The organism is Arthrobacter sp. SE2 (genome assembly GCF_058244265.1).
This window is the reverse complement of record NZ_JBZAYA010000008.1, coordinates 208,890-218,671: the sequence shown is the minus strand read 5'-3', so window position 1 is coordinate 218,671 and position 9,782 is coordinate 208,890. Positions and strand designations below refer to the sequence as shown.

At 64.1% G+C, this 9,782-nt stretch carries 9 protein-coding genes and 1 pseudogene; 8 read left to right on the top strand and 2 right to left on the bottom strand.

Features of this window, described 5'->3' with window-relative positions:
* From AC4CS3_RS13410 to AC4CS3_RS13395, 4 genes and pseudogenes are all read left to right on the top strand, one after another.
* A pseudogene (locus AC4CS3_RS13410) lies at positions 1 to 275 on the top strand (serine hydroxymethyltransferase); the annotation flags it as partial.
* 252 nt (positions 276 to 527) lie between these two features.
* Positions 528 to 1,958 (top strand): L-serine ammonia-lyase, encoded by a 1,431-nt coding sequence (locus AC4CS3_RS13405; RefSeq protein ID WP_490783898.1) that lies wholly within the window; start codon positions 528 to 530, stop codon positions 1,956 to 1,958.
* 376 nt (positions 1,959 to 2,334) lie between these two features.
* On the top strand, positions 2,335 to 3,408 hold the full coding sequence (locus tag AC4CS3_RS13400; RefSeq protein ID WP_490783897.1) for a lipid II:glycine glycyltransferase FemX: 1,074 nt from the start codon (positions 2,335 to 2,337) through the stop codon (positions 3,406 to 3,408).
* A 95-nt stretch (positions 3,409 to 3,503) separates the two neighbouring features.
* Positions 3,504 to 4,982 carry a threonine/serine exporter family protein gene (locus AC4CS3_RS13395; protein ID WP_490783896.1) on the top strand — a complete coding sequence of 493 codons (1,479 nt, stop codon included), beginning with the start codon at positions 3,504 to 3,506 and terminating at the stop codon, positions 4,980 to 4,982.
* Positions 4,983 to 5,020: 38 nt separating this feature from the next.
* Here AC4CS3_RS13395 and AC4CS3_RS13390 read toward each other — a convergent pair whose 3' ends face one another.
* Both AC4CS3_RS13390 and AC4CS3_RS13385 read right to left on the bottom strand, forming a co-directional pair.
* Positions 5,021 to 5,860 (bottom strand): siderophore-interacting protein, encoded by an 840-nt coding sequence (locus AC4CS3_RS13390; RefSeq protein ID WP_490783895.1) that lies wholly within the window; start codon positions 5,858 to 5,860, stop codon positions 5,021 to 5,023.
* A gap of 15 nt (positions 5,861 to 5,875) precedes the next feature.
* The gene (locus AC4CS3_RS13385; protein WP_490783894.1) at positions 5,876 to 6,643 is read right to left on the bottom strand and encodes a uracil-DNA glycosylase; all 768 of its coding nucleotides are present in this window, start codon (positions 6,641 to 6,643) and stop codon (positions 5,876 to 5,878) included.
* 133 nt (positions 6,644 to 6,776) lie between these two features.
* Between AC4CS3_RS13385 and AC4CS3_RS13380 the strand changes: the two genes are divergently transcribed.
* The 4 genes from AC4CS3_RS13380 (at position 6,777) to AC4CS3_RS13365 (ending at position 9,498) form a co-directional block, all read left to right on the top strand.
* Positions 6,777 to 7,112 carry a DUF3263 domain-containing protein gene (locus AC4CS3_RS13380; protein ID WP_490783893.1) on the top strand — a complete coding sequence of 112 codons (336 nt, stop codon included), beginning with the start codon at positions 6,777 to 6,779 and terminating at the stop codon, positions 7,110 to 7,112.
* Positions 7,113 to 7,161: 49 nt separating this feature from the next.
* Entirely contained in the window at positions 7,162 to 7,773 is a 612-nt protein-coding gene (locus AC4CS3_RS13375; RefSeq protein ID WP_490783892.1) for a LytR C-terminal domain-containing protein, read from the top strand.
* Positions 7,774 to 7,912: 139 nt separating this feature from the next.
* Entirely contained in the window at positions 7,913 to 8,116 is a 204-nt protein-coding gene (locus AC4CS3_RS13370) for a cold-shock protein (protein WP_059388209.1), read from the top strand.
* A 146-nt stretch (positions 8,117 to 8,262) separates the two neighbouring features.
* Positions 8,263 to 9,498 carry an ABC transporter substrate-binding protein gene (locus AC4CS3_RS13365; RefSeq protein ID WP_490783891.1) on the top strand — a complete coding sequence of 412 codons (1,236 nt, stop codon included), beginning with the start codon at positions 8,263 to 8,265 and terminating at the stop codon, positions 9,496 to 9,498.
* Positions 9,499 to 9,782: the final 284 nt, after the last annotated feature.

Here is a 9,782-nt window from a genome sequence, read left to right as displayed (position 1 = left end):
AAGCCGAGGACCGCCTCGCTGCGATCGACATCACCGTCAACCGCAACGCGGTTCCGTTCGACCCGCGCCCGCCGATGGTGACGTCCGGTCTGCGGATCGGCACCCCGGCACTGGCGACCCGCGGTTTCGGTGAAGCGGCGTTCCGTGAAGTTGCGGACATCATCGCCGAGGCACTGATCGCCGACGCCGACGCCGACCTGACCGGTCTGCGTCACCGCGTGGAGGCACTCGCCGCCGCGCACCCGCTCTACCCCGGCGTCGCGAACCTCAGCTGAGGTTCTCCGGGCCTGGCTCCGGGTCCGGCAGACCCCAGTTTTCACGCGTGCTGCTCCTTCGTCGCTTTGACGCACGCTTTCGAAAACCGCGGCCTGTCGGCCCCTCGGAGGGGGCTGGGCATCCGGCAGCATGCTCCCCACCGTCCCCCTGTCCTCGCAAGCTCGGTCAGGGAACCCGGACGGTGTGGGCCCAGCATGCAGAGGATGTCCGGCACCCTCCCCACCCGACCACAACTAACTAAGGAAACCGACATGGCTGTTGGCGTCTTCGATCTTTTCTCTATTGGGATTGGTCCTTCGAGTTCGCATACCGTGGGGCCGATGCGGGCTGCTGCGGTCTTTGCGGGTGAGCTGAAGGAGTCCGGTGCCCTGGAACGGGTGGCGTCCCTGCGCGTTGATCTGTACGGTTCCTTGGCTGCTACGGGCCGGGGGCACGGCACCATGACCGCTGTGCTGTTGGGTCTGGAGGGCTACCACCCCGAGGAGATCCTTCCCGAGGAGGTGGAGGAACGGCTCGCCTCGATCGCGGAAACCGGCACCCTGAACCTTTGCGGCGCCGTCGATCCCGAGTCGGGGGTGGCGTTGCCGTACGGGGAAGCGGACATGATCCTGCACCCGCTCACGGTCCTTCCCCGGCATACGAACGGTATGAAGTTCTCCGTGTCCGACGCCGACGGCGAGGTGCTGCACGAGGCTACGTTCTTTTCCGTGGGAGGCGGCTTCATCGTCCGCGAAGGCGAAGAGGACGCGGCCCAGAAGGAACTGGAGGAGTCCAAGAAGGAACTCCCGCTGCCCTTCCGCACTGCCGCCGAACTCATGGGCCGCTGTTCTTCCAAGGGGCTTGGCATTTCGGACATCATGTTCATCAACGAGCGCGCCTCCCGGACCGAAGAGGAAATCCGCCACGGCCTGCTGCACATCTACTCCGTCATGGAGGCCTGTGTCGAAACGTCCCTCAAGCGCGAAGGCGTGCTGCCCGGCGGACTGAAGGTCCGCCGTCGGGCTCCCGACTGGCACGAGCGGCTCCTGAAGGAAACCAAAGACCAGGACCCTGACTACCGGGATCCGAAGTACTGGCAGGAATGGGTGAACCTCATCGCGCTGGCCGTGAACGAGGAAAACGCCTCCGGCGGCCGCGTGGTCACCGCGCCCACGAACGGTGCCGCCGGGATCATCCCCGCCGTGCTGTACTACGCCCTGCATTTCGCTCCCGGCATGGACAAAGCCACGCAACAGGACCGCGACGAGACGATCGTGAAGTTCCTGCTCGCCGCGGGTGCCGTCGGGGTGCTCTATAAGGAGCAGGCCTCGATCTCCGGCGCCGAAGTGGGCTGCCAGGGTGAAGTGGGTTCAGCTTCTTCGATGGCCGCCGCCGGCCTGGCCGAAGTCATGGGCGGCTCGCCGGGACAGGTGGAGAACGCGGCGGAGATCGCGATGGAACACAACCTGGGCCTGACGTGCGACCCGATCGGCGGGCTCGTGCAGATCCCGTGCATCGAACGCAACGCGATCGCTGCGGCGAAGGCCATCAACGCTGCGAAGATGGCGCTCTGGGGCGACGGCACCCACCGCGTGTCCTTGGACGAGGTCATCGTGACCATGCGCGAAACCGGCAAGGACATGTCCTCCAAATACAAGGAAACGGCCATGGGCGGCCTCGCGGTCAACGTCGTGGAGTGCTGACGCCCGCGTCCTGAAGTTCCAGGCGGCGCGTACCGGACGGCCAGGCAGGGCCGAGCAATGCCGCGGATGCCATGGCAGCGAATACCGCCCAAAAGCTGTTGCTACGGCCGGTGGAGAGTGGCGGAATGGGGCGGTAGACGATCATCGGGTCCTCCTGGTTCGGTTTTCGTTACAACCACTTTCCGCCGCCGGGATAGTTGCGGACTTTGGGGAACCTTTGCCGTGGCTGTGAGGATTCGAAGGGCGCTGGTTTGACGGCGTCAGAGACCGATCAGGCGGTAGCTCTCCGTCTGGGCCGATAGACTTGGGGCTGAACGCCTGCGCCGCACACCGGCGCCTGCTGCCTCAAGTAAGCAACTGATTGGACACGGCCCCCTTGCGAGAATTTACCGCACGCTTTGCCACCGCCGAGGAAATCGAACACTGGGACAAACACGTCACGGCCAATCCCAACGGCGGCAACCTCCTCCAATCCGAGGCCTTCGCAGACGTGAAGCAACACTTCGGCTGGAAGCCTCTGCATCTCGTCTACGAGACCGAGGAATACAGTAGCTACAACCTGGTCTTGGAGAAGTCGTTTCCGCTGCTCGGCAAGCTCTGGTACCTCATCAAGGGCCCTGACGTGGCCGGCGTCGACGACATTCCCGGGATCATCAAGGCCAACCAGGAATTCGTGAAGCGGGACAAGCTCGGGGTTTTCGCCGTGAAAATCGAGCCGGACATCGTCCTCAGCGACGAAGCCCGGGACGCGATCGAGGCCACCGGGGTGGTCAAGACCCCCAATCTGCAGCCGAACGATTCCACGGCCCTGCTGGACATCTCTCCCGAGGAGAACCAGTTACTGCGCAACCTGCATTCCCGCGGCCGCAACGCCGTCCGCCGCGCCATCCGCGAAGGGGTTGAAGTGCAGACCATGGAACCCACGGAAGAGAACTTCCGCTCCATGTATGCGCTGATGACCAACACGGTCGAGGCGAAGTCCCAAGTGCGGGTCCGCGAATTCGGGTACTATCGCCAGTTCTGGACCAACTTCATCGAGCGTGGCCAAGGCAGGCTCTTGTTTGTCTTCGAAAACGGTGTCCCCTCGGTTGGAGCCTTCGTCATCAACTATGGCCGGAAAGGCACCTACAAGGACGGCGGATCGCTGCAGAAGCGCGCGCAGTACGGCGATTCGCATTTGGTCCAGTGGAGGGCCATCAACCAGGTCAAGGAACTGGGTTGCACGGAGTACGACTTTTGTGGCACCCCGCCCGCTGACCGGCTCAAAGACACCTCGCACCCCTTCCACGGACTTGGCCTGTTCAAGACAAGCTTCAGCAAGACCGTCACCGACTTCGTCGGCTGCTATGACCAAGTCATCAGCCCGCTGAAGTACAAGCTCTGGACCGCGGCCGGGGAACGTATTGCGCGGCAGGTCTACACCCGCCGCACGGGCCAGCAGTTCTACTAGAATCGCAGCGCCGACCCGTCTGCTGCATGTGCAAAACCCCGCATTTGGAGGAACCCCGCATTTGGAGGAACCCCGCCCTTTGGAGGAACACCCGCGTGACTGACCGCCCCGACAACAGGCCCAACACGGACGGCTTGCCCAAGACGCAGCCGCTCAAGCCATCCCAGGTGCGCCAGAATGTCAATGCTAAACGCATGCTTCGCAGGCTCGTGCAGGGCGAGAATCCTCCCACCGCGCCCATGAGCATCGTCGATCGCCTGGCGGGCAGTCCCTACGCCAACCCCATCATCCACGTGGGCGGTGTTGATGCTTCGGCCCGCAAGACCATCGACTTCGCGCTGCACATGGCAGAATCCATGTTTCGTTACGGAGCCGGTGCCCTGGAAGTCGAGACCAGCATCATCGCGGTCACGGCGGCACTCGGGTTGAAGAACATCGAAGTCGACATCACCAACCAGTCCGTCGCGCTCAACTACGCGCCCAAGGACCAGACTCCCATTACATTGCTCCGGGTGGTTCGCTCCTGGACCAACAACTACGCAGGACTGGCCCAGGTGCACCAGCTCGTCACGGATATCGTGGCCGGCGGGGTGGGCAGGTCAGAAGCGGTGAGCCGCCTGGATGACATCATCCGCAGCAGCAAGCCCTTCCCGCGGTGGATGGTCACCATGGCGTTCGGCGTCTTCTCCGCCGTTTTCGTCGGAGTCCTGGGCGGGGGAGTTGGAGCGTCCGCTCTGGCTTTCGTCTCCAACATGCTTGTCAACCTCGTGGCCCGGCAGTTGGGCAAGTGGCGCACGCCTGACTTCTTCGTGACAGCCGCTTGCTCCTTCCTGGTCACGTTCATCGCGCTGATGCTCCACTGGGCCGGGGCGGATATCCCGCCGTCCATCGTCGTGGCGGGCGGCATTCTCTTGCTCCTGCCAACGGGTCGGCTCGTCTCTTCGGTGCAAGACGCCATCAACGGATTCCCCGTGACTGCGGCCGGACGTTTCCTGTCCACCATCCTGACCTTCGGCGCGATCGTTGCCGGCATCGCCGTCGCGGTGGTTGTGGGTGACCTCATCGGCAGCGTCGCGATCGATGTCACGCAAACATTCCCCGAAGCGTATCCGTTGTGGGGCCAGGCGATCCTGATTGCCATCGGCGTGATTGCCATCGGCATCACCGAACAGACCCTGCTCAAACTTCTGCTCCCGACGGCGGCAGTGGGCTTGGTGGGTTACTTCGTCTTGTGGGGGGCTTCCAACCTCGGCTTCGGAGACCGGCTCTCGCCGGCGATTTCCGCCGTGGTCATTGGTCTGCTCGCCCGCATGGTGGCACTCAGGCTCGGAGCCCCGCAGCTGGTGGTGGCAGTCCCGGCAGCCCTCATCCTGCTCCCGGGTTTGAAGATATTCCGTTCCATGTATGTATTGACGGTGCAGGAAGCAGACGTCCTGCTGGGTTCGGGCGGCATGCTCAACGCGGGAGCGATCGTGCTGGGCGTGGCCGCAGGAATTGTGCTGGGCGACAACCTTGCCCGGCCGCTGACCAAGGGGCTTGCCAGCAACGAGCGACGCCGCGTCCGCCGGCGATAGCCCGCCGCGTCCGGAGGGCGACCCAGCGGAAACAGTCCCTAGATCTGCCCGATCGGGAGTTTCTTCTCCGCTTGGAAGTCGTCCTCTACGCGCCCCTGGGCCCAGTATCCGGAAAGGGATACCTGGGAACGCTCCAGCCCACGCTGCTTGAAGAAGATCTCCCGCAACCCCTTCATATAGCCTCGCTCACCATGCGCGAACACGTCGACGCGGCCGGGCAGCCACTCTGCGTCGCCCAAGGCATCGAGCAGGATCGAGCTTGATCCGGCCGGGACCCCGGAGCGAAGAAGCCAACGCAACTCCACGCCGTCGGGAGCCGCGATAGCAAGGATGTCGGCATCGCTATCGACTTCGAGGAAGGCAAAGCCTTTGGCGTCGGCCGGCAGGGATTCGATCGCGGCGGCAATCGCCGGGAGCGCGGCGTCGTCGCCCGCGAAAAGGTACCAGTCGGCGTCGGGCGCCGGGTTGTAAGCGCCGCCAGGACCCGTGAAAACAAGCGTGTCGCCGGGCTGGGCTGCCAGTGCCCACGGGCCTGCAAGGCCCTCGTCGCCGTGGACCACAAAGTCGATTGCCAGCTCCTGCGCAGCTTGGTCCACCCAACGGACGGTGTAGGTGCGGGTGTAGGGCCACTGTTCGCGGGGCATTGTCTCCCGGATGGCCCAAAGATCCAGCGGCAGCTCATAGTCGACGCCGGGCTGCGGGAACACGATCTTTACATACCGGTCCACGAAGTCGTTGTTCGCGTAACCGGCAAACCCGGGTCCACCTGCAATGATGCGCACCATATGGGGCGAAAGCTGTTCAGTGCGCAGCACCGTCAGGTTCACTTGGGGGCGGGTATTGCGGGATGCAGACGACGTCGCGGGCAAAGATGTCATGTAGGCAAGCCTAAGCTAGGGCAGCGGTGGAAGCTCCCAGATGACGGGATCTGCGCCTTGCGCACGGAGCAGGGCATTGGCCCGGCTGAACGGGCGCGAACCGAAGAAACCGCGCGAGGCGGAGAGCGGACTGGGGTGCGCGGAGGAGATCACAGGGGCGCCTTCAAGCAGAGGCTGTACTGCTTCGGCGTCCTTGCCCCACAAGATCGCGACGAGCGGACTCTGCTTGCCCGCAACTGTGCGGCGGCGGGCGACGGCGGCGACCGCCGCCGTCGTGATGGCCTCCCAGCCTTTGCCCCGGTGCGAGCCGGCCGCACCGGCCGCGACGCTGAGCACCCTGTTCAGGAGGAGTACTCCTTGGCCCGTCCAAGCCGAAAGATCGCCGTGAACCCGCGGCGGGAGTCCGAGATCGGACTCCATCTCCCGGTAGATGTTCGAGAGGCTGCGGGGGATGGGCCGGGTTGGCCCGGAAACCGCGAAAGAGAGCCCGACGGCGTGTCCCGGCGTCGGGTAGGGGTCCTGGCCCAGGATGAGCACCTTGACGTCGGCAAGCGGCTGCCGGAAGGCGCGAAGGAGGTTGGACGCGGCAGGAAGCACGTGGGTTCCGCGTGTTGCCTCGGCCGCCACGAAGGTCAGCACCGAGCGCAACTCGTCCTCGACGCCAGAGAGCGCGTCGGCCCAGTCCGGCGCCATGAGGTCCGCCAAAGCCATTCCCGGGAGGGCCTCGAACTCGGCGGAGTGATCCTCGGATTCAAGCTCGAATAACGCTTCTTCGCCTGCCACCCAGTCATTGTCCCTGTCCGGAGGCTCCGGGGAAAGCGGCTCCGCAAGGCGGCGGGGCAAATGACATCGATGTTATTCGCCCGTTACCATGGGCGGGGGACATTTTTCAGTCAATGCGTCGAAGGAGTGTGTCGTGGCAGAACCCGCACGCGAACCCATGGCGTCCGTAGCAACTGGATTGGTACTCGAAGACCTGTCCACCGGACTCCGCAGCGATTCGCCGCTCGGCGAGCGTGAACAGCAGATGCTCGCCCTGGAGAGGCAATGGTGGAAGTACGCCGGGGCCAAGGAACAGGCCGTCAGGGAACTCTTCGATCTCTCCGCGACCCACTACTACCAGCTGCTCAACGCCCTCATCGACACCGAGGAAGCACTCGCGCACGATCCTATGCTGGTCAAGAGATTGCGTAGACTACGTATGTCACGTCAGAGGGCCCGCACAGCGCGTCGTCTCGGTTCTGACGCTTAGAGCACCCGCTGATCCCCCAGCAAGCAAGCAGCAAGGACAAGGCTTCACCATGACCAAATTTGCCCGGGATGAATTCGACCGTGTCCCGCAGAGCTCATCGCGCCAAGGTGTCCACAGGCTCGTCGCGTCCGCTTCCCGGCCCGCCCTGTGGCCGGTGCTGCTGCTGGGCGGCATTGCGCTGGCTGTAGGCCTCGTTGCGTTCCTCATCCTTCCGAAGCTTGGATTCACCTCTTCGACGACGCCGCAAGCCGTCGTCACCGCGGATGCCCCCAAGCAAAGCGCCGCGACGTCACCATCCGCAAGCGGCGCCGCGCAGGCGTCCAGCCAGCCAAGCCCGAGCGACACACCTTCCAGCACGCCGACGCCGACCCCGAGCACGGCGCCGTTGGACAAGACGGCGGCAGTCGCGGTCTACAACGGCACCACCACCGGTGGCCTGGCTGCCCGCGTGGCCGGCCTCGTTCAAGGCGGAGGCTGGCCGTTGTCCACCGTCGCAAACTGGGGTGGCATGCCCCAGCAGACGTCGTCGGTCTTCTACAAGGGCGCAGCCCAGAAGGGCAATGCCGAAGCGCTCGGTAAATTGCTGGGCATTTCCAACCTTGTGGACAGTGCCGAATTCCAGCAGCCCGTGGTTGTCATTCTGGGCCCCGGCTACAAGTAGCAACTCGGTTACGCCTCAATAACATTGCGGCCACCCACACCCGAGGTTGCGCTACGGCAACGTGACTGTGGTTACAGTAGTTGTGAGCTGGCCCGGAGATCCCGGAAGCCGGCCACTGCTAGTTGAAAGTGTGGGGATCATGGCTTTGGGAACCGTCAAATGGTTCAATGCCGAAAAGGGCTACGGGTTCATCACTGTCGATGAGTCCGGTGACGACATCTTTGTGCATTGGTCCGCCATCCAGATGGATGGATTCCGTGCGCTCGAAGAAGGACAACGGGTCGACTTCGAACTGGGCGAGGGCCAGAAGGGCCCGCAGGCAGAAAGCGTGCGGCTCATCTAGTGGGTGTTGCGGCAACAGGGCTGTCCCAGCCTTTTGGAACTCAGCCTTTTGGAACCCAGCCCCTCGGAGGGCGCCGGTCCCGGGCAATTCCTCTTCTTGCAGGCTTTGCCGCCTTGGCCCTTGGACTGGCCGGATGTTCCGCCCCCGTGGCTAACGCCAGGCTCAGCTCGGTTACCCCGAGCGGCGACGGCATCGTGCGCATCGGTGTGATTCTGGACAATACCGGCAGTTCCGCATTCCTCAACGAGTCCGAGCTGGCAGCCGCCAAGTTGGCCGTCAAGCAAATCAACGATGCAGGCGGATACAAGGGCCATCCCGTCGAGTTGCTTCCGGCGTCGGTGGCCAGCGAAAGCAGCAGCGCTAGCCAGGGGGCCAGCGCGGCGGCTTTCACTGCCGATACCGCGGCGCAAGCCAAGGCGTTGCTCTCAGCCCACGCCGACGTCGTTGTGGGGCCGACGGATTCCAGCCATGCGCCCGCCGCCATCGATGTGCTGTCTCCTGCCCGGATTCCACTTATCTCGCCGGCCAACACGGCGTCAGGACTCAGCAGCTACAAGAACGGCGGCTTTTACTTCCGCACTTCGGCCGCCGATGCCGCACAGGGCAGCGTCCTGGCGAAGCTTGCCCACGACGCCGGCGCCAAGAGGATTTCCGTCATGCATGAAGCCGGGGACTACGGTACACGTGTCTCCGGAGCGGTCATGGACGCCGCCCGCGGCCTCGGAATGGACGCCGTGACCAACGCGGAATTCGCGGCCGGCAAAGCAGCTCCCGCCGCGGCGGGCATCAAGTCCGGCACACCGGACGCCGTCGTCGTGGTTGCCCGTGATGGTGCCCAAGGCGCCCTGGCCGAGCTACTAAACGCGGGGCTGAGCGGCAAGAGCCTGATTTTGAGCGACGGTGCCATCCGCCAATACGGAACCGCGCTCGGTGCCGGTGGCCTCAACGGCGCGCGGGGGATTCTTCCGGGTGTCTTCCCGAGTGCGGCGTTCCAAGCCGATCTGACTGGCATCTACCCCAAACTCAAGGACACGACGTACGCCGCCGAGACGTACGACGCCGTTACCCTCGCGGCGCTTGCGGCCGCAGCGGCGGGCGACGACGCTGGTGGCTCGATCGCGGCCTGGCTCACCACAGTGTCCGGCGGGACGCGTCCGACGTCGGGCGATGCGGCAACGAAAGAACGCGCGTCCTGTACGTCATACAAGGACTGCGTCGAGCTGCTGAAGGGGGGCAAGCTCCCGGATTACGACGGCGAGTCCGGCACCATCGGGTTCGACGCCAACGGCGACGTCACCTCGTCGAATTACATGGTCTTCACCTACGGGGCAGACAACACTGCGCGGGTTAGCGGCAAGGAGACGGCCTCACGGACTCCGTGAGGGCTTGTGCCCGTAGCGAATTCCCTTGGCGTGGCGAGTAGTTTCCAGCTCTTGCTGCTTGCACTCTCCTCAGGTGAGTGCTAATTATTGATTAGCACTCTCAAGCACTGACTGCTAATTCTTCGCGGCTGCGGCCGTATGGAAACAGTGGTGGTGCCTGGGAGAACAAAGAAAACCTTGCTGGGGTGAGGTCCGGAGCACGCGGCGTACAGAGGCCGAATGCGAAGGATCGTCCGTCGCGGGCACCGCAGTGAAGGCACCTTCTTAACGACTGTCCCGAAAGG